This window comes from Rossellomorea orangium (genome assembly GCF_019334305.1).
Lineage (GTDB): Bacteria > Bacillota > Bacilli > Bacillales > Bacillaceae_B > Rossellomorea.
Map to the genome: position 1 here is coordinate 180878 of NZ_JAHWGH010000014.1, position 19656 is coordinate 200533.

A 19656-nucleotide genomic window follows, 5' to 3' on the forward strand; every position below is an offset into this window, starting at 1 on the left:
CCCCTTTGGATTCCACCCTTTCCTTGCTTATAGATCTTTCCGTACAAGATCCGCATATGTCTCCCGCTCAATGACAACACGTGATTCGCCATCTTTGACAAACACAACTGCCGGCCTTGGAATCCGGTTGTAATTACTCGCCATGGAATACCCATAAGCACCGGTGCTGAACACAGCCAGGATATCACCGTAATTCGTCGGTGGGAGCATCAGATCCCAGATCAGCATGTCCCCTGACTCGCAGCACTTCCCGGCAATGCTCACAAGTTCCGTGCATTCCTCATTAGGACGGTTGGCCAGCATCGCATGATACTTTGCCTGATACAGTGCAGGTCTGATATTGTCCGTCATCCCTCCGTCGATCGCCACATATGTCCGCACTTCTGGAATGATTTTCTTTGATCCCACTTTGTACAACGTCGTACCTGCCTCAGCCACCATGCTTCGGCCCGGCTCCACCCAAACTTCCGGAAGTGGATATTCATTCTTCGAAAAGTACGTTTTCACACTATCCGTAATGCCCTTTACATACGTCGGGATCGGTAGTGGCCGATCTTCTTCCGTGTAGCGGACACCAAAGCCTCCACCAATATTCAACACCGGCATCTTCACATCGAATTCGATGCGCATCCGCTGCATGAAATCAGCAAGTACCTTAATCGCCTGATCGAACCCATCCTGTTCGAAAATCTGGGATCCGATATGAGAGTGAAGCCCAAGTAAGGTGAAGTACGGTTTTCTCATGGCTAGTTGAATCGCCGTACTTGCCTGTCCATTCGAAATGCTGAATCCGAATTTCGAATCTTCCTGCCCTGTTGTGATGTATTCATGGGTATGGGCTTCCACTCCAGGTGTGACCCTGATCAGGATTTGAACCTGCTGTTCACGCTCTTTTGCAAGGTCATGCAGCAATTCAAGCTCGAGGAAGCTGTCGACAACAAAGCAGCCAATTTCCGCTTCAAGAGCCATAAGCAGCTCTTCTTCGGACTTGTTGTTCCCATGGAAATGAATCCGGTCAGCAGGGAATCCCGCCTCAAGAGCTGTATACAATTCCCCGCCGGACACGACGTCCAGTGAAAGATTTTCCTGTGCTGCAAGTCGAACCATTTCTTTGCAGAGAAACGCTTTGCTCGCATACGCCACCTGAAACTTGAGACCACTTTCATTGAATGCATCACGGAACAATTTCGCATTCCCGCGGACCATCCCTTCATCGTACACCATCAACGGCGTGCCGTATCTTTCGACCAGCTCACCTGTACCCATCCCACCGATGGTTAAATCACCTTGAACATTCACATCAACTGTACTCATATCCTTAACTCCTTTAGACTCTCTAAAAAAACACAAAAAAACCGTATGAAGCAGATGCTCATACGGTTTTTCACCAAAGTTAACGGAAACATGATGAAGACTCTGTATTAACATCTCTTCAATAGTGCTCCACAACCTTTGCATTGTGACAGTCCAACATTTCTTCAATGCTGGCCCAACAAAAAATAGAATTGGCTATTTTCTGCTTCGGCGATCTGCCTTTCCCATCTTATCCCGGAATCCAATATTCTCAAAGAAGGTACTCTTCATACTCGCGCCTCTATTATCAGAGAGTGACTGTTTATTTGATTGGCATAACTATATCATTCTGTTGAAATGGTTGTCAATTGGTTTTAGTAGAAACTCCCTGGAATTGTATCCAGGGATTCAGTTTACTTCAATTTAATTTCGAAGGGAGCCATTTCAATCGGCTTATCGTTTCGGCTTAAGCTTTCGAATGGAACGATTAATGAATAGTCATCCAGATCAGCATCCTTAGGTAAGTCAAAAGTGATTTGATAACGGAGAGCAGCTTTATCAATTGTCTTCGTGTCAGTACTTCTGATCATATGATTCAACATCTTATTATAGTCTAGTTCATCTTTGTCATCTCTATGAATATCTTTAGATGGTATCATCTGAACGAATTGAGCAATATTCTCTAGAATGTCATATCGAAATTGTTTTTCTTTGATATCGTCTATGGTGAAATTGACTGTCACCTTCCCCTTAGTGTTTTGGATATCTTCTACTGTGATTTGATAACCGAAACGTGGACTCTTTATGTGAAATGGAATGGTTGATTTCAATGAGTGGAGGGCATCATCATCCACTCGCTTCATGTCTGCCTGTACTTTCAGTGAATGGGCCTTATCATTGAGTTTACTCGTAAAGAGCTCCCTTACCGTCTTTTCTACTTTCCCATGGACTTCTTTGGTTTGAAGTACCTCCGCACTCGACTTCGACAACCTGTTCCCAAGGTCATCAAACACGATCAGATCTAAGCTATCCTTCTCGGACTCTACCGTATACTTATATTCCAGTATCGTCGTCGCTTTTCCTTTCGTAACAGAAGTCATCTGCAGCTCAAATTCCCCATCCGGTGATACTGTCCTTGCATCTGTTTGCATGGTTTCGGAAGGAATCCTCTTCACTGGTACATCAAAGGACCATGTGCCGTTCACATCGGCCATATGGGTAAACGTCAATGGAAGGGTGAAGTCCTCCGGCAGTTCTTTTCCATCCTTGTAAAATTCGATGGAACCTATGAATTCTTCTCCATCTTTTTTCAGACCCGAGCTTCCTGCCCCCCATTGTTTCTGCTCCTTCCCATCAAAAAGATGATAGCTGTAACCACTCACCGGACGATTGCCTTCATCCATATGTTCAATGGAAAGGTCATCACCTTTCGCCTTAAACGTGACCCCAATGACATTCCCATCGTAATAGGAGCTTGTGATCGTGATATCAACACCATTGGAAGTGGCTGCCTGGTTGACCTCGGTGACTTTATCACTTGAATAGAGTTCTTTCCCGACTCCGGAACCGACTTTTTCATAGATCCCACCAAGTACCGGAAGCTTGGCCAACGCATTGTTCACCGGGGAGAAGAGAAATCCAGAGACGAGAATCATAGAGGCAGCAGCTGTGGTAATGCCGGCACTCACCTTGAGCCTTTTTCTACGTACCTTATGCTTCCTGCCTTTTTGAATACCTGTAGAAATGGACCTGTACAGGTCGTCTTTCGGCACTTCGATCTTTTCCAATTCTTCCTCAAACCATTTTCTGTCCAACCTGATTCACTCCTTCCAACAGTTTTTTTAGCTCTAATTTTGCCCGGCGAAGGTACGTCTTTACCGTGCCCTCCGGCGTATCCATTGTTTCCGAAATGGTCTTAATGGACTGCCCCTGGAAATAGAATAAGATAATGACGGTTTGGTAGTGATTGTTCAAGGACGCCACTGCTGTAACCAGATCGATCCTGCCTTCTATATCCGATTCTTCAGCTGAAGTGATGGCACTGTCGAGAAATTCATCACCCGTAAGGACGATTCTCTTTTTCTTCTTCAGCGTGGCGTACGCTGTATGAATCAGAATCTTGATGAGCCAGGTGCTGAAGTACTCCGGATTCTTCAACCGGGATATGGAAGTGAAGGCTTTACAAACCGTCTCCTGCACCACATCGAGTGCATCCTCTTTATTTCTTACATATAGGAATGCCGTCCGGTAAAGCTTTTCGCTTTCTGAGTGGATCAGCTTTTCGAATGCTTGTTCATTCCCTTTGATCGCTTTTTTCACGAGTTTTACATCCATTGGTTAACCTCCTGTCATTCATTAGAGTCGGGTGGGGTGGGAAAAGTTTCAAGAGAATTTTTGGAGTGGGTAGCCGTATGAGGAATTTACATTTTTTTCAAAAAGACGCAATCAAGGGGGAAAATGACGCGATTATCGTTAAAATGACGCAATCCCAGGCGGAAATGACGCAATTATTTAAAAAATGACGCAATCACCCATGAAAATGACGCAATCCCTTAAAAGTGCAAGGAATCCTGGTACCAAATGCTACTAAAATAAACATGTAAAAACAATATTCATCATCTTCCTCTAAAAAAGAAGCTTATCGCCAATCGATAAGCTTCAATCTGCCCGTCCTGTATAGATCATCACAAAATGGAGCACCGCTTCCGTATCACCTTTATTGATATAACTGTGTTCCTTATCACTATGGAACTTAATCGAATCGTATTGACCAAGCTCGAATCGTTCCTCCTGCACCTTCACACAAACACTCCCTTCCATGACCGTGACAAACTCAATCACACCAGGCTGATGTGCATCGGCACAGTATTCACTTTCAGGCTTCAAAAACGCACGATGTGTTTCTAATGAGCTATATCCAGAGGAAGTGAACATGGGCTCAAGTGTCAGTGCGTCATTGGCACTGATTACTTTGCTTCCTTCATTCACCCTTGAAATCTGGACTTCTTGTTTCTCCACAAGCAGAACAGAAATCGGAATCGATAGGCCGTTCGCAATCTTCCAGATGATCGTTAAAGAAGGATTGGCCTCTCCTCTTTCAATCTTTCCAAGAGTCAAGGTGCTGACACCAGTGATCGCGGCCAGATCCTGTAAATGAAGACCACGATCTTTGCGTATATTCCTTAATGTCAATCCAACATGCTGCGCTAATTTTTCAGGGTCCTGCCACAATAAACCATCATTTTTCATCTTTCTACCTCTTTCTATAAAACACGATTTAAAGTATATTATAATATATATAAAATAAAATATAGTATATTCAACAGAAAGGAGTGCTTCTCATGAAAGAACTGACTCTAGGTATCATTTCATCGATGTTTTTTGCTGTCACTTTTATCCTGAACCGCTCCATGGAACTGGCCGGCGGAAGCTGGATGTGGAGTTCCTCTCTGAGATTTCTATTCATGATTCCCTTCCTTTTCCTTATTGTAGGTTTTAGGAAGAATATAAATCAAGTGTGGATTGAGATGAAGAAGAAGCCGATTGAATGGCTGATGTGGAGCTTTGTTGGTTTTGTTCTTTTTTATGGTCCTCTTACCTATGCGGCTGCTTACGGACCGGGTTGGCTCGTAGCCGGGACGTGGCAATTTACGATCGTGGCGGGGATCCTTCTCGCTCCCCTCTTTTACACAACGGGGCCGAACAAAAAGAGGCAATCCATTCAAAGAAAGGCTCTCGCCATCTCTTCGATCATTCTCATCGGCGTGTTGTTCATCCAACTTCAGAATGCTCACAACTCGTCTCTTACAGAAATACTCACGGGGATCTTTCCTGTCATCATCGCAGCCTTCGCCTACCCCCTCGGAAACCGTAAAATGATGGAGGTTTGCGGCGGCAGGTTGGATACGTTTCAACGGGTACTGGGCATGACGATTGCCACCACCCCGTTCTGGCTGATCCTCGGATGCTTTGCCCTTTTCAAAACGGGTGCACCCGATTCGTCTCAAGTGACACAGTCCTTTATCGTAGCCATCTGCTCCGGCGTAATTGCGACCTCGCTCTTTTTTCTTGCAACGAACATGGCGAGGCAACACCCAGGGAAGCTTGCAGCAGTGGAAGCAACCCAATCCACCCAGATCCTGTTCGTCATCATCGGAGAAGCTTCGATCCTTTCTGTTCCTTTTCCATCTGGGACCGCCCTGCTAGGCATTATCCTGATCATCACAGGGATGATCCTTCATACCCTAAATGTGAAACGGATGAATTCCAGCGTGATGAAAAAAGTAAAATCGGCAAGCTAAAAAGGAGGAGCATCCCACCCCTGGGACACTCCTCCTTTTTCACTTATTTAAACATCTGCCTTCTCATCCACTGCGTCGCAGCCCATTTATCCCCGATGACAACTGGCGCACCGCCATGCAACGTCAAGTCGTTCAGTTCCTGATTATCATAGAAATATTCAAAGTAAACGGCCATCCCTTTTTGTGGGGATACGGACAGACCGATTTTCGGGAAATACGTTTCTCCGCCTTCCTCTACGTCGTTCAAGTACATGACAAGGGTACTGATCCTCGGGTTCTTCACCGGTCTTGCCGATGCCGAGAAGAAATCGAAGTGGGCCTTGTATTCTTGACCTGGCTTATAGTTCAGGATTTGCAAACCTTCCCCGTGCTCGACAGGTATATTCATAATATGAGAGACTCGCTTTTCAACGCGTGTCACGACATCGTGACTTTCTTCCAGAAAAACAGAGCTGCTCGTTCTCAATCCATCGACTGTACGTGTATTTCCAATTTTCGAACGCTCGACCCGGTCCATAGACAATTGAATGAGTTCATCGCATTCTTCATGGCTCAGCACATTGCCAAGCACGACAACCAGAGGCTCTTCCATTTTTGCGATGATCTGGATCTCCCTGTCTTCCGTCTTGATCTTATTTCCTGTATGGTGGAAAATCGTTTGTTCCTTTACAGCTATTTCAGTAGTATCCATTGCCAACTTTCATCAACCTCTTATCGTATTTTTAACATTCTGAATTCTTTTATTGGTGGAAGCATCCATGCACTCTTCCAAACTAGAAAAAACGATAGCAACAATCGGCATAACTGTAGATTTTATTCGGTTGTGTCCTCCTGCATGTCAAAATATGAGAATCTATTTTTACCTATTTTACACCCGGGATGTGGGGAATTCTATCTTTATTTTCACATTTTCATGATGAAAAATAAGGGAGTTGACGGGACCCGCGATAACTGTAGGATTGGCGTGCTTTTCGGAGGTGTCACAGAAAGGACACGTATGTTTCTCCATAAAAAAAGACTGCCGAATCCCACTCGGCAGTCCACCATATTATTTCTTCAATCCTTCGTACTGATCCAATACTTCCTTCACGATTTCACTATCCACAGGAAGGCCACTCACTTCTTTCAACACATATACAGGTCCGTTTTCCTTGATCATGCCCTGGATTTCCATAGCCTGCTCGTCTTCCGGATTGTCGAACAACAGGGCTGCGGCAATCGCTTTAGCAAGATATGAATAAGAAAGTCCCACTTTTTGAGCTTCAGTCGTCGGGCGGATCAAACGGTCATCCGGACCAAGCTTACGGATCGGCGCACGGCCGACACGAGTCACATCATCGTTCAGGTACGCATTTTTGAACCGATCGATGTTTTTCTCAATATAAGCCAGATGTTCTTTCTCATCAAGACCATATTGCTTCACAAGATAAGCCCCTGTTTCTTTCAAGGTTTCCCTCACTTGAGCAGCGACTTTCTCATCAGCTAATGTCTGATCAATCGTTGATTTCCCTTCTAAATAACCGAGGTAGGCAATGACCGCATGACCTGTGTTCACCGTGAACAGCTTACGCTCAATGAACGGTGCAAGGTCTTCGACAATTGTCATTCCTTCAACATGAGGGATATCTTCCGTCGTCTCTACCACCCACTCATAATACGGTTCAACGAGAACGTCCAATGAACCTTGATCCTGCATCGGCACAATGCGGTCCACGGCTGAGTTGAAGAAGAAGACTTTCCCTTCAAGCTGGTCTATCGTCTCTTGATCAAGATTGTCCAGAATATGTTTTTTCAAAATATCCGTTGCGCCGATTTGATTTTCACATGCGATTACGTATAACGGTTCATCCGAAGATGCCACGCGTTTTTCGATCCCTTTGGCGATCAGGGGAGCGATCCGTGGGAGGATATTCGGTCCGATCGCAGTCGTCAGATAGGTGGATTGTCCGATCGTCTCAATGACTTCCTCTTCCTGATGAAGGTTGTTGAGACCTGATACATGTTCGATTGTTTCCGTTTCCTTCGTTTCCGTTGCAAGTTTCACCTCGTAGCGTCCTTCTTCATTCAGCTTGTTGATCACCTGCTCGGCGATGTCCACGAAGGTCACGTGGTAACCTGATTGTGAGAATAATGCTCCGATAAACCCTCTGCCTATGTTTCCTGCTCCAAAATGTACGGTTTGTTTCACCTTCATCATTCCTTTATCAAATTAGTTTGTAAGTAGTCCAGAAAGATTTCTTCTAATTTCTTTAAAATGACCGCTTCGTTCGTGGACGAATAGATCATCATCGATCGGTGATCTTCAATTAAGCTTGTCGAGATCAGGCTGAGAATTTCCTGTTCCCGTCTGCTCAATTCTTCAGGGGCGAGCATGAGGAGTAGGCTTTTCATGTCCATTTCCACACTGTCCATCCCCTTGATTTTACAAGGTTCATCGAGATGGGCCACCTGGAAGATCAGTTTCTTCACCTTGTCATCCCGACAATGGAAGAGACCCATATTCGTGTTCGGAATTCCAAGTCCGCCCTTTTCTTCCCTTTCCATCAGCTTGTGCACAACTTCTTTAGTATGTTGAAGGAGGTCATCCCGTTCAGCCTCTTCCACCATTTCAGTGAGGATCTTGACATGAGTACCTGCTGAGTGCTTCCGATGCACCTTGAAATTGGTGAGAATGGCTTCCATGCTAGCGTGAACGTCCTTGATTTCCTGAAGGAGTGCCCTGACTTCGGTTCCTGATTGCTTCTGTGTAGGTCTCAAGTATTTCTTCCTCGTCAGCTTTTCTACATTGCTCTGCAGATAGCTTTGGATGAAACCGATGTCCTTTTCACTCAATAACGGACTGACAAGGATATACTCCACTTCCGTAAAAGGAAGCCTGACAGTTGAGATGACAATATCATACTCATCCAGGTCCGCCGTCTGAAAGTCCTTGATCGACAGGATTTCAACCTTGTTGATCATGGTCAGCTCCCGCTGGATCCGGCTTGCGAGCATCTTGGACGTCCCGATTCCCGTCGGACAGACGACAACGGCCTGGATATGGACCTTTTCTTCATTCATGAGCATGGCCGAACCGAAATGCAGAACGATGAATGCAACCTCATCATCGGGAAACGAAATATCCTTGAATTCTTTCTCCAGACTCTTCTTCACAGCTAAAAATAAGACGGGATACTTTTTCTTAATCTCATCCGTTAATGGATTGAACAGATCCAGCTCCTGCTGCAAGCGGAAGATGGACGGTCCCATATGGGCAAGCAGGCCCTGGAACAGAGAAAAGTCATCTGACAGATCCACATGGAGATCCTCCGATACATCTCTGATGACATTCTTGATGAGATGACCCAGGAGGATGCTGTCATAATATACGGCATCTGGGTCCTGCACCTTGGAGCCTTTCAGAATGACCGTCAAAAATTGGACGTCGCTACTGAATATCTGAACCGACAGTCTTTCCTTCAGCTCCGTGCAGATCGAGTCCATCAACTTGTATTCATTGGCTTCATGATTCTCCAAAGAATCATACGACAGAAGCCTGTAGCCTGCTTCCGTTCTTTGGAAGGACAGGCAGGTGTATACGACAAGCCCGATATAATCACTGTCCGTGAGCGTGGTCTGCTCGAGGGCCAGATAGTGACTGACCACCTGGTCGACTGCGATTAGATAATCCGGATTGAAATACCCGAGCACCTGTTCATCAGGTTGATTCCCCGTTTGCATCCCATACAGAGTCTCGATGATATCTTCATAAAAATAAACAAGGAAGAAGCTTGCCAAAGCATGTCGTTTATCCGCCTCATCCGCTTCGATCTCCACTCCGACTCCTCTCTTCCGTGTGAGGGTGATACCGTATTTCTGCAGCCAATCGGCAAGCTCATCCAAATAAGAAGTGAGAGTGGTAACACTGATTCCCAGCTGGTTTGCCAGTACCTGTTTTTTAAACGAAGGTCCTTCATGAACGAGAATGATCAAGAGATTCAACTTTCGCTCCTCGGGCGTTTCGTCTGTTGGACTCACTTCCGCCAGGTTCTGGATCAACCTATAGATATGTTCATTCTTTCCGTCAATGAACAGCCCTTCATTGGCCGTCCGCTTCAGTTCTAAATGATATTCCTTTAATATGCTTTCAATGGATTTCAGATTACGCTGAACGGTCCTGCCGCTCACATTCAAAAATGAGGAAAGAGAGTATACGGTGTGCTTTCCCGATGTTTTTACAATCAATTCAATAATGGATTTTTCTCTTGAAGTAATAAACATCCTTTCCCCTCTTTCCCTTACATAACTTTTATTTATACAAAGTAGAACAGAAAGGCAGGGATCCCGCCTTTCTGAAGTATTGTTCTAGTTGCTGTTGATGATGTCTTTCAGTTCTTTGGCCGTTTTCGCCTGAACCATATGGTCGACGTTTTCCTGCTCGGAGCAGACAACGGCGATACCTGAAAGGATTTCAAGATGTGTTCCATCCTTACCGGCAATACCGAAGATCATCTTCGCCTTTTCACCGTTGAAGTCCACGCCGTCCGGAACTTGAACGACGGTGAAACCGGATTTGATGACGGCTTTCTTCGCGTCTTCCGTACCGTGTGGAATGGCTACATTATTGCCCATATACGTAGATGTGATTCCTTCTCTATCAATCATAGCATCTACATAGCTTTCTTCCACGTATCCTGCTTTGACGAGGGCTTCTCCGGCGAACCTGATCGCCTCTTCTTTTGTGGCAAATGATTGATTCATGAAGATGTTCTCTTCAAGAAGTAGATCATCATCATGATCTGCATTCGGTTCAGCGTTAACGGCTTCCTCTTCTGCTACTTCCACAACCTCTGCCTGTTCATCCGTGATTCCGTCTTGAAGACTCGCAATCAGCTTGTCGTACTCAGGACTGGATAGGAAGTTATCCACAGAGATGTGATACGCATTCGGAAGTTTATTTTTCGCACGAGGCGTCAATTCTTCCTGAGTGATGACGACTTGGGCATCTGATGGAAGATTACTGATCGATGTATTGGTCACGCTGACATCGAGATTTGCCGCTTTCACTTTCTTACGCAGAAGGGACGCACCCATGGCACTTGAGCCCATACCTGCATCACAGGCAAAGACGATTTTGTTAACTTCTTCAGGAAGTGTTCCATTGCTCACATGACCGGCAACAGAACTCTTCTTGCCTTTCATTTCCTGCATTTTCTTTGTTGCACCTTCAATATCATCGTCTGTCGCTTTACTTGATTTCAAGATGATGGCAGACACGATGAAGGACACAACTGTTGCCACAAGGATCGCTGCATAGTTTGCCAGATACGCCATTCCTTCAGGAGGGGTAACCGCTGTAATCGCGATGATACTTCCTGGTGAAGCTGGTGATACCAGTCCGCCGCCTAATAATACAAGGGTAAAGACCCCACTCATTCCACCAAGGATAACGGAGATGAATAACTTCGGCTTCATTAAGACATACGGGAAGTAAATCTCATGAATCCCACCTAGGAAATGAATGATGGCTGCTCCTGGTGCCGATTGTTTCGCTGTTCCTCTTCCAAACAACATGAAGGCAAGGAGTACACCGAAACCTGGTCCCGGGTTAGCTTCTAATAGGAAAAGAATCGATTTTCCACCCTGTTGAACCTGTTCCAGTCCGATTGGTGAAAGGACACCATGGTTAATGGCATTATTTAAAAATAGAATCTTTGCCGGTTCGATCAGGATACTGGTTAAAGGAAGCAGTCCTGCTGCTACGAGCCAGTCAACACCTTCCACAAGTAGACTAGTGAATGCATCCACTGCAGGCCCGACACCTAAAAATGCCAGAATCGCAAGGATCCCACCTAGGATACCTGCCGAGAAGTTATTCACAAGCATTTCAAATCCTGCTCTGATCTTCCCTTCGATCATTCCGTCGAATTTCTTGATGACATATGCTCCAAGTGGTCCCATGACCATGGCCCCTAAGAACATCGGTGTATCCGGTGCACCGACAATGACACCCATTGTCGCGATGGCACCCACGACCCCACCACGCTGGTCGTGTACGAGCTTACCTCCTGTATACCCGATCAATAATGGTAACAGGTACGTAACCATCGGCCCTACCAGTTTGGCAAGGCTTTCATTTGGAAAGAACCCAGTTGGTATAAACAACGCTGTAATTAAACCCCAAGCGATAAATGCACCGATATTCGGCAGAACCATAGAACTGAGGAAGTTACCAAACTTTTGTACCGCAACTTTCATATTGGATTGCGCCACTTCTCTCATCCTTTCATGAATAGATAATGATTTCTTATGTTAATGATAGGCCTTAAAGCATGTGGGATTCAATCATGATGAAAACTAACTTTGTCACTCTGGTGGCGACAAACCTATTGTTTCTCTGTTACTGACAGATATTCCAATGATGAAGCGCACGATAAAAAGAGAACAGCATGTCACTGTTCTCTTTGTCCGGTATCTGTTTGGGCTGATCTTTGAGATAGAATTCATCATCGGAAATTTCACCTTCGTAGAGATTGCAAGGCAATTTCACCATTAATCCTTCTCAAGGTCCACATTAGCCGAATCGTCTACGTATTTCGTAGTGCTGTACCCTTCGATGACAAGCTGTTTCGGCACGATGTCTTCGTCGGAAGCCTGATTATAAAATTCAATCGTCTGTTCTGTATCAAAATAGCGGGGTTGTTCCTCTTGATCGAAGACAAATTCCTCAGGCTTGTGGAAGTTCCCTTCCTTGTCCATCAGCATACCGTCTCCCCCGCTTATACCGACGGAGATATTGTCATCAGCTCTTTCATTAAAATTAGAGAATCCGTACTGAATATTTTCATATGTCCGTTCCTTGTTTATATCGTGGGTCAATTCCACATGTGCAGGATTCCCAACCTGGATTTTATCGATGGTAACGGTGTTCCCTTGATACTGAAAGGTTTGTGGAAGTTCATTGACAGATCCTAATTCGATCGTTTTTCGGTCGTCGACTGTAAGATGTATGGAGTCGAAATGAACAGTCACTTCCCCTGGATTTTCAAAATAGAGAGTATCAAAGCTTGAAGTAAAGGAGTTCCACTCTTGTTGCTCATAGGATTCAACATACATATTCGCTCCAAAGATATCTGCTTTTTTCTTTTCTCCGTCTACAGAAATGGAGTCGAAGTTAATTCTGTCTATCCGTTCTTTCTTCCTACCATTTTGAATGCTGTATTGCAGGACGGTAGTGGTGGGTGCGATCGTCAATTGATCCAAACGGACAGGAATCCCGCCTACTTCCACCACCTGATCGAGCTGATGGACCCGGGATGATTGCTTTTCAAATGGAATCTCGAAACTCCAATCCCCCTCGGCAAATCTCAACTCCATCCTTCCGGCCATTCCCTCTTCGGGTTCGCTTGGCACTTGCATGAGCCTTGCCACATTAAGCTTAATGGTTCCCTTGTCTATGGAAACCGGCATTAAGCTCATCGTTCCTCTATACACATTTTCTTCGTCATTATGTATGTCATTCTGATCAATTGGAGGGGAATAATATTGGGTATTCGAATCCATATCCAAAACGTCACGCTCATTTTCGATGTATATGCCTTCATACGCATTCATCATATATCGTTCATCTTTCTTCTCATTCTCCACTTCATAAAACACCAGCGTCTGCACATCATCAGCCACAACACTCTTAATCGTGATCTTCACACCATCGCTCTCCGCCTCCAGGTTCAACCTTTCCCCTATGCCTTCCTGAAGATAGGTGCGAAGCTGTTCATTCTCTTCCGTATAAGAATAATAGAGGCGGGCAAACCCTCCAGTCACGAATCCTGTCATAATGAGGAGGGAAAATACACCTACAAAGGAAAGCAGGATCGATTTTCGTTTCTTCTTACGTTTCTGGCTGCGCTCCTCCCTTTCTTTAAGCCTCGATCTCACTCTTTCCATAAGCACTCCAGGAGCATGCTCACCTTCTGCCAATCCGGTAAGTGCAAGAGTCACTTCCTGGAACGAGGCAAGGTCCTCTTGACACTCCGGGCAGTGATAAATATGTATTTCAAATTCGACCTTATCAGGGCGTTCCATCGATTTCCCTAAGTAATCAAGATAATCCTTCTGATAGTTGGCACAGCCTGAAAATCCCGTGCCAAACCCCATTATCCCCCGAAGCTTCCGTATACCTGAGAATAAGCAGGATTCCACCTCATCAACCGTGATGTCAAGGATATTGGCAGCTTCTTCCTTGGAACATCCTTTTACATACACCAATGCCACAGCCTCTTTATCCGCTCCCTGAATATGTTGAAAAATGTGAAAGGGCTGATCCTCATTCGTACTCGATGAATCCGCTGTCATCTCCAGACATTCCTCAAAAAAGATGGATGTGGTAGAGTGATTCTTCTTACGTTTCTTTGATTCCTTCAACAATCGGATGATTGTTCGGTAGAATACATCTTCTATTTCCTGTTGATGTTGAAGATACACCCGACCCAGAGCATACAATGAATGCTTCTCCCCTTCAACACGGGCAAGGGTCGTTTCCAGTTCCCTGTCGTTGATCACTTTGGCCGTTACGGTACTGGTTTCTACTTTTGCCATAGCTGTCTCTCCCCCCTACCATTTACCTACTATTAATTATTTCAAAATTCCCAAAAATCCACAATCCTTTTCTATAAAATTCCACATTGAATCTCTGAAATCTGATTGACGGATCTCTTCAGACTCATCTATAATTTTTTACTGAAGTGTCATTTATTAGGATGTGAAAGAGGCGTGGAAATGAAAACAAAAGACAAGTTGATGGATTACGTTCGTCTGCAGTCGGATGAGATCATCCGGGAATGGCTGGATATGCGTGAAGTCGATCCCTTTTCGATTTTCAATGTGAATGGGTCACAAGAGACAGAGGATAAGCTGAAGGAAGAGTCGGGAAGTTTCATCCTATGTATAACAGAAGCATTGATCCAGAGTGATAAGAGGATTTCCCAAAAATTGTTGGATTGGTCGGAAGCAATTGCAAGAGATCGGGTAAATGATGGAACAAGTATCGATAAAGTGCTCGATCAGTTCCAGCGGTTCAGGTCCCTCTATTTCCAATCTATGAAAACTTGGCTGATGGATCATGGAGATCTCCATCTGGATGAACAATATGAATTGATTGGAGCCTATCATTCTATCTTTGATGAAGTAATCAAGACGTTCGTCCTTTCTTACAAAACCCATTATGAAAATAGGCTGAAGGACCAAATGGGATTGATCAATGAGTTAAGTTCGCCCATCATATCGTTGTCTGAAACCATTGCCATCCTTCCCATTGTCGGGGACATCGATACAACCCGGGCCAAATATATTATGGAACATGCCCTCGAGGAATGTGTACAAAAAGAAATCCATCATCTGGTGGTGGACCTGTCAGCCGTTCCTGTCATTGACACCATGGTCGCACAGAAAATCTTTGAATTGATGAATACTCTCACATTAATCGGCGTCCATCCAGTGATCACGGGAATCCGGCCGGCCATCGCCCAAACTGCTGTTCAGCTTGGCATCCCACTTGGCACCCTAAATATCCACTCTACCCTGATTCAAGCTTTGAAGGGGCTTGGATACAGCATCAGCACAAGTCAATAATCAAAAGAGGTCAGGATCCGATTTGGATCCCGACCTCTTTCCGGTTTTATATACGATCAATTTCACCCAGCTGTGACTGCATATCCAGTTCCACCATTTGTTGTGCTTTCGTAAAGGTAAACACCTCATTGGATACCCAGTGATTATATAATTTAGACAATGCATTACGGTGGTAGACCGTTCCCTTCACCTCTGAGAAGAAGTAGATGATCAATAGATTGGTCACATCAGTCGGAAGGGCGTTCTTGCGCTCGATCCCTTTCAGGGAGAGGATGTCCAAGCCTCTCAGGGGACTGCCGATAACGGTTTCAGCCATATGAAAGTGGTCGGCTGTCTGACATAGTGTCACGAGTTCTGGATTCAATTCTTCAAATTTCAAGTGAATTCCCCTTTTACATAGAAAGTGTACATGTATGTTACACTTCGATCTTATCTTAACTATAAGATTCCCTACTATGTAGTATAACAAAAAAGTGATTCAGGTAGACAATTCGGTGTGCTAATTTTTAGTCAACCAAAATTCCATGGCTTTCTCTTGTACAGAAGGGTAGATCAGGTTCTTTACCTGATCTTCTAACAGGTAACATTCTGTGACCCAATCAGGTAGTTTGGTATTCTTCTCCTTCCATAGACGGGTTCGCTCCAATGCATCTCTTACACGCATCTTCACCCAGGTATCCGTCATCATGCTCCCTTCATCCCCTTGTTCTTCCATCACAAGAGGATGGACGGATCGGCTGTAGTAAGGGGTTCCTCCATCCATATGGCTCATGTTCCTCACCCATATGACACTCTCCTCGGGCAAAAAACCGATGTTCCGCTTCTCTGTAGTCGGCGTTTTGTATTCCTCTAAATAACAGAAACAGCCGGACCACTCCATGTCGGCATCTTTGGGCAGCACTATTTCGGTTGTGTAAACCGGTTGATCCGTATGAAAGAGGTTTTGCACCTCGCGGTTGATAAAAAACGGGTTTCTTTGTTCATCCACGCAGTCAGATTTCGGTGATCCACATTTAAACCCATAGTGATGATACCTGATCACTTTAACGTATTTCATGGGTGTCCCCTCCTTCTGGGGTGAATTCCTCTAAGGGACTACCTTACCAAATTCACTCTATAATGGTGGTAATTCCCTATATAAATTGCTTTCAAACTAAAAAAGAATAAAAAAAGAAAGAAACGAGGGAATGTAGTCCCTCGTTCCTTTCCCTATCCCTGCTCGTTCAACGCTCGTTCAAGTGTGGAGGTCACGGAAATATTTTCAAAAGAGATCCCCAATTGAATGGCCGTTTGGGCAATTTCAGGACGGATTCCTGAAATCGTACTCTTCACTCCGATTAAATTCAGGCTTTCGATGATTTGAAACAGCTGATGGGCAACCATCGTGTCTACCATAATGACCCCGGATAGATCAATGAAAAGATGTTCGACATTTTTATCGAGACACTCTGCCAGAGTATTCTCAAGGATGTACCTTGCCCTTCCCGTATCAATGTCACCGATCAAAGGCAGGACGCCGGTTTTTTTATTCAACAAAATGACCGGAGAACTCAATTCTCTGATCATTTCCTGCTGGGCATTCAACCGTCTTTGGGAATACTCGTAATTTTCTTCTGCAAATTTGGAGATGACAAGACTGAAGGTTTTGATGATGATATTTCTTAATGACTCAAGTTCATCAAGTGAATAATCATTGCCATGCAAACGAATGAATTCCTTTAAAATATCTAAATATTGATCCTGGGTCCTGAAAAACTCCCTCAGAATGAAATGTGTAGGAGTTTGCAAGTGTTCTTCGTCCTTGGCAATCTCTTCGATCCAGTGTTCAAAGTTACATAGTGTATCCTGATCCACATCTTTAAAAAGGTTACAGAATCGTTCGTGGAACGCATGATTCTGTTCCTTCAATGTCTGGATCACTTTAAGATCTTGGGAGGCATATACGCCAGTGGGATCGCTTTTATCCAATGATTCGTACCAATTCTCCGTCAACTGCCACGTTCGTTCGCTCATAAACTTATAAAACTCTTCCGATACTTGCATATTCGACCTACTCTCTTTTAAGGATGTTCAATAGTTTAATAGTCCGCTCTTAAGTCATCATTTTTATCCTTATACGAGTAATGTACTATGTCCCTCCTATAAAAGAAAGAAAAAAGTATGCTCTAAAGTCCACTTCAATTTTAATAAGGCAAAGGACATGTCTTTTTAGGAGTTCACTGGAAAGGAAGAACGACCTTTTACATTTTTTCTCAGAAGCCAGCCGTAATTCTTTGACGTTCCCCAGAAAAGAGATTTACCATTTAACGTGAACCCGTACCAGGGATCATAAAACAAACACATCAAACCCATTTCATGGTTGAGCGCTCAACATGAATGTACTCTAAGAAAGAAGGCGTATGAATTATGTGCGGAATTGCAGGCTGGATTGATTGGACAAGAGACCTTACAAATGAGGGACGGACCTTGAAGAATATGACCGATGCCATTGAGCATCGTGGACCGGATGCAGAGGGTAGCTGGCTCAAGGGACATGCTGCTCTAGGGCACCGCAGATTGATTGTCATCGATCCCAACGGCGGTAAACAGCCCATGCTCTATCAAAACGGTAAGAACACGATTGCTTTAACGTATAATGGAGAGCTATATAACTATCTGGAGCTCCGTGAAGAGCTGACGGAGAAGAATCATCAATTTACAACGAGCTCCGATACAGAAGTGCTACTGCATGCCTACCTTGAATGGGGCGAAGACTGTGTCCGTCATTTCAACGGTATCTTTGCTTTCGGGATCTGGGATGAGGAAAAAGAAAGGCTCATGCTCGGTCGTGACCATTTGGGGGTAAAACCTTTATTTTATACGATAAAAGAGGACCAGATTTTGTTCGGCTCCGAAATCAAAGCCTTACTTGCCCACCCTGACGTCCAGGCAGAAATCGATACAGAAGGCTTATCTGAAGTATTCGGGCTCGGACCGATGAAGACACCTGGGAAAGCCATTTTCAAAGATATACATGAAGTTCGCGCCGGCCATTACATGACCGTCTCGAGAAATGATCGAGAGACCGTCCAGTATTGGAAACTTGAAAGCAAAGAGCATAGAGATGATGTCGAAACGACTGTACAAACCATTCGCGGACTACTTGAAGATACGGTCAAGAGACAGCTGATCGCGGATAAGCCACTCGTATCCATGCTGTCTGGCGGCCTTGATTCAAGTGGACTTACGGCGATTGCAGGAAAGGAGTTCCAGGAGGAAAACAAGGTGCTACCAACCTACTCCATCGATTTCGTGAACAATGAAGAAAGCTTCAAGGAAGATTTCCTGAGACGTGACCTTGATGAACCATGGGTGAAGCGGGTATCCGAACATGTCGGAACGGATCATACTTCGATTGTATTTGATGCGGAGAAACTTGTGGATAACCTCCTCACCCCTATGCGTGCAAGGGACCTGCCGGGAGTCGGCGAAATCGAGACCTCCCTCTACCTTTTATTTAAGGAAATGAAAAAGGACGCCACCGTCGCATTGTCGGGGGAATCCGCAGATGAAGTGTTCTCAGGATATCCGTGGTTCCATCAGCAGGAGTTCCTCGATGCCGATGTATTCCCATGGCTCCTGAATATCGGAGGAATCGCCGCCGTCCTGAAGGAAGACCTGAAAGATAAACTGAATATCAAGGAATATCAAAAGCAGCGCTATCAGGAAGCACTCGCAGAGCTACCTTTGTTAAAAGGCGAAACTGATGTTGAAGCAAAGCAAAGGCGGATGTCGTATATGTTCATCACCCGCTTCCTTCCGTTCATGCTCGACCGGAAAGACCGTGCGAGTATGATGACGGGCTTTGAAGTGCGCGTACCATTCTGTGATTACCGACTCGTCGAATATCTATGGAATATCCCGTTCGAGATGAAAAATATCGATGACATCGAGAAGGGTATCCTCCGCCGGGCATTCGAAGGATATTTGCCGGATGATGTGCGGAACAGACGGAAGAGCGCCTATCCTAGTACAAAGGATGATGCGTATCTCGCGGGAGTCCAGAAGTGGATGACCTCCATATTGAATGATTCAACCTCTCCGATTCTCCAGTTGATCGATGAAGAGGCAGTCAGAACAATTGCGGCAGGAGAAAGCAGCCTTCCTGATTCCAGTGCAAAAGGTTTACTGGATTATTTAATCCAAGTAAATGGGTGGTTGAAAGAGTACAGCATTAAAGTGGCGATATAATCTGGAGGAGCCATGGGACAGGTCCCCTGGCTCCTTTTTCTGTTCATTGGAGCTGAAGATGCGTCGAATTGTATAAGTATTTATCAATTTCCGGGGAAATAGTTGTAGAAGTATGTAAGATTTTTGATCATCGAATGTCCAGCCAGACTATTTGTAACAGGGTTGATTCATTCCCTCATTTATTTTATCTTGCCTACCTCCTCACCAAATGGAATAATATACC

General features: G+C 44.8%; 15 protein-coding genes and 1 riboswitch. Of the genes, 3 read left to right on the forward strand and 12 right to left on the reverse strand.

Annotated features, from left to right (window positions below; translation table 11 throughout):
* Window positions 1-27 precede the first annotated feature (27 nt).
* From lysA to KYJ26_RS10355, 4 genes are all read right to left on the reverse strand, one after another.
* Complete coding sequence (gene lysA / locus KYJ26_RS10340) at window positions 28-1314, reverse strand: diaminopimelate decarboxylase (RefSeq protein ID WP_219167189.1); 1287 nt, start codon at window positions 1312-1314, stop codon at window positions 28-30.
* A gap of 114 nt (window positions 1315-1428) precedes the next feature.
* Window positions 1429-1605: riboswitch (Lysine riboswitch) on the reverse strand.
* 101 nt (window positions 1606-1706) lie between these two features.
* Entirely contained in the window at window positions 1707-3107 is a 1401-nt protein-coding gene (locus KYJ26_RS10345) for a DUF4179 domain-containing protein (RefSeq protein ID WP_219167190.1), read from the reverse strand.
* Window positions 3088-3627, reverse strand: a complete 540-nt coding sequence (locus KYJ26_RS10350) for a sigma-70 family RNA polymerase sigma factor (RefSeq protein ID WP_219167191.1) — start codon at window positions 3625-3627, stop codon at window positions 3088-3090. Before KYJ26_RS10350 ends, KYJ26_RS10345 begins: the two co-directional genes overlap by 20 nt.
* A 324-nt stretch (window positions 3628-3951) precedes the next feature.
* Window positions 3952-4542 (reverse strand): helix-turn-helix domain-containing protein, encoded by a 591-nt coding sequence (locus KYJ26_RS10355; RefSeq protein ID WP_219167192.1) that lies wholly within the window; start codon window positions 4540-4542, stop codon window positions 3952-3954.
* 92 nt (window positions 4543-4634) lie between these two features.
* On the opposite strand from KYJ26_RS10355, the gene KYJ26_RS10360 reads away from it, so the two are divergent.
* Window positions 4635-5594: a DMT family transporter gene (locus KYJ26_RS10360; RefSeq protein WP_219167193.1), complete on the forward strand. Its 960-nt coding sequence runs from the start codon at window positions 4635-4637 to the stop codon at window positions 5592-5594.
* A gap of 43 nt (window positions 5595-5637) precedes the next feature.
* Here KYJ26_RS10360 and KYJ26_RS10365 read toward each other — a convergent pair whose 3' ends face one another.
* The 5 genes from KYJ26_RS10365 to KYJ26_RS10385 form a co-directional block, all read right to left on the reverse strand.
* Window positions 5638-6285 carry a 2OG-Fe(II) oxygenase gene (locus KYJ26_RS10365; RefSeq protein WP_219167826.1) on the reverse strand — a complete coding sequence of 216 codons (648 nt, stop codon included), beginning with the start codon at window positions 6283-6285 and terminating at the stop codon, window positions 5638-5640.
* Between the two features lie 357 nt (window positions 6286-6642).
* Window positions 6643-7782 carry a mannitol-1-phosphate 5-dehydrogenase gene (locus KYJ26_RS10370; protein ID WP_219167194.1) on the reverse strand — a complete coding sequence of 380 codons (1140 nt, stop codon included), beginning with the start codon at window positions 7780-7782 and terminating at the stop codon, window positions 6643-6645.
* 5 nt (window positions 7783-7787) lie between these two features.
* Entirely contained in the window at window positions 7788-9854 is a 2067-nt protein-coding gene (locus KYJ26_RS10375) for a PRD domain-containing protein (RefSeq protein WP_219167195.1), read from the reverse strand.
* Between the two features lie 84 nt (window positions 9855-9938).
* Complete coding sequence (locus tag KYJ26_RS10380; RefSeq protein ID WP_308807557.1) at window positions 9939-11846, reverse strand: PTS mannitol transporter subunit IICBA; 1908 nt, start codon at window positions 11844-11846, stop codon at window positions 9939-9941.
* Between the two features lie 279 nt (window positions 11847-12125).
* The gene (locus tag KYJ26_RS10385) at window positions 12126-14171 is read right to left on the reverse strand and encodes a DUF4179 domain-containing protein (RefSeq protein WP_219167196.1); all 2046 of its coding nucleotides are present in this window, start codon (window positions 14169-14171) and stop codon (window positions 12126-12128) included.
* A 180-nt stretch (window positions 14172-14351) separates the two neighbouring features.
* Here KYJ26_RS10385 and KYJ26_RS10390 point away from each other — a divergent pair, with 180 nt between their 5' ends.
* Window positions 14352-15203, forward strand: a complete 852-nt coding sequence (locus KYJ26_RS10390) for an STAS domain-containing protein (protein ID WP_219167197.1) — start codon at window positions 14352-14354, stop codon at window positions 15201-15203.
* 46 nt (window positions 15204-15249) lie between these two features.
* On the opposite strand, the gene KYJ26_RS10395 is transcribed toward KYJ26_RS10390, so the two are convergent.
* From KYJ26_RS10395 to KYJ26_RS10405, 3 genes are all read right to left on the reverse strand, one after another.
* A complete protein-coding gene (locus tag KYJ26_RS10395; RefSeq protein ID WP_219167198.1) occupies window positions 15250-15582 on the reverse strand; it encodes a hypothetical protein in 333 nt (110 codons plus the stop codon).
* A 120-nt stretch (window positions 15583-15702) separates the two neighbouring features.
* Window positions 15703-16260: a hypothetical protein gene (locus KYJ26_RS10400; RefSeq protein ID WP_219167199.1), complete on the reverse strand. Its 558-nt coding sequence runs from the start codon at window positions 16258-16260 to the stop codon at window positions 15703-15705.
* A gap of 152 nt (window positions 16261-16412) precedes the next feature.
* On the reverse strand, window positions 16413-17216 hold the full coding sequence (locus tag KYJ26_RS10405) for an STAS domain-containing protein (protein ID WP_307513799.1): 804 nt from the start codon (window positions 17214-17216) through the stop codon (window positions 16413-16415).
* 393 nt (window positions 17217-17609) lie between these two features.
* On the opposite strand from KYJ26_RS10405, the gene asnB reads away from it, so the two are divergent.
* Window positions 17610-19433, forward strand: coding sequence for an asparagine synthase (glutamine-hydrolyzing) (asnB, locus tag KYJ26_RS10410; RefSeq protein WP_219167201.1), 1824 nt, complete (start codon window positions 17610-17612; stop codon window positions 19431-19433).
* Window positions 19434-19656 lie beyond the last annotated feature (223 nt).

Excerpts from the sequence above, each read along its gene's own strand:
- lysA (WP_219167189.1), bottom strand. The coding sequence starts at position 1,314 with ATGAGTACAGTTGATGTGAATGTTCAAGGTGATTTAACCATCGGTGGG.
- KYJ26_RS10350 (WP_219167191.1), bottom strand. The coding sequence starts at position 3,627 with ATGGATGTAAAACTCGTGAAAAAAGCGATCAAAGGGAATGAACAAGCA.
- KYJ26_RS10355 (WP_219167192.1), bottom strand. The coding sequence starts at position 4,542 with ATGAAAAATGATGGTTTATTGTGGCAGGACCCTGAAAAATTAGCGCAG.
- KYJ26_RS10360 (WP_219167193.1), top strand. The coding sequence starts at position 4,635 with ATGAAAGAACTGACTCTAGGTATCATTTCATCGATGTTTTTTGCTGTC.
- KYJ26_RS10365 (WP_219167826.1), bottom strand. The coding sequence starts at position 6,285 with ATGGATACTACTGAAATAGCTGTAAAGGAACAAACGATTTTCCACCAT.
- KYJ26_RS10375 (WP_219167195.1), bottom strand. The coding sequence starts at position 9,854 with ATGTTTATTACTTCAAGAGAAAAATCCATTATTGAATTGATTGTAAAA.
- KYJ26_RS10385 (WP_219167196.1), bottom strand. The coding sequence starts at position 14,171 with ATGGCAAAAGTAGAAACCAGTACCGTAACGGCCAAAGTGATCAACGAC.
- KYJ26_RS10390 (WP_219167197.1), top strand. The coding sequence starts at position 14,352 with ATGAAAACAAAAGACAAGTTGATGGATTACGTTCGTCTGCAGTCGGAT.
- KYJ26_RS10400 (WP_219167199.1), bottom strand. The coding sequence starts at position 16,260 with ATGAAATACGTTAAAGTGATCAGGTATCATCACTATGGGTTTAAATGT.
- KYJ26_RS10405 (WP_307513799.1), bottom strand. The coding sequence starts at position 17,216 with ATGAGCGAACGAACGTGGCAGTTGACGGAGAATTGGTACGAATCATTG.
- asnB (WP_219167201.1), top strand. The coding sequence starts at position 17,610 with ATGTGCGGAATTGCAGGCTGGATTGATTGGACAAGAGACCTTACAAAT.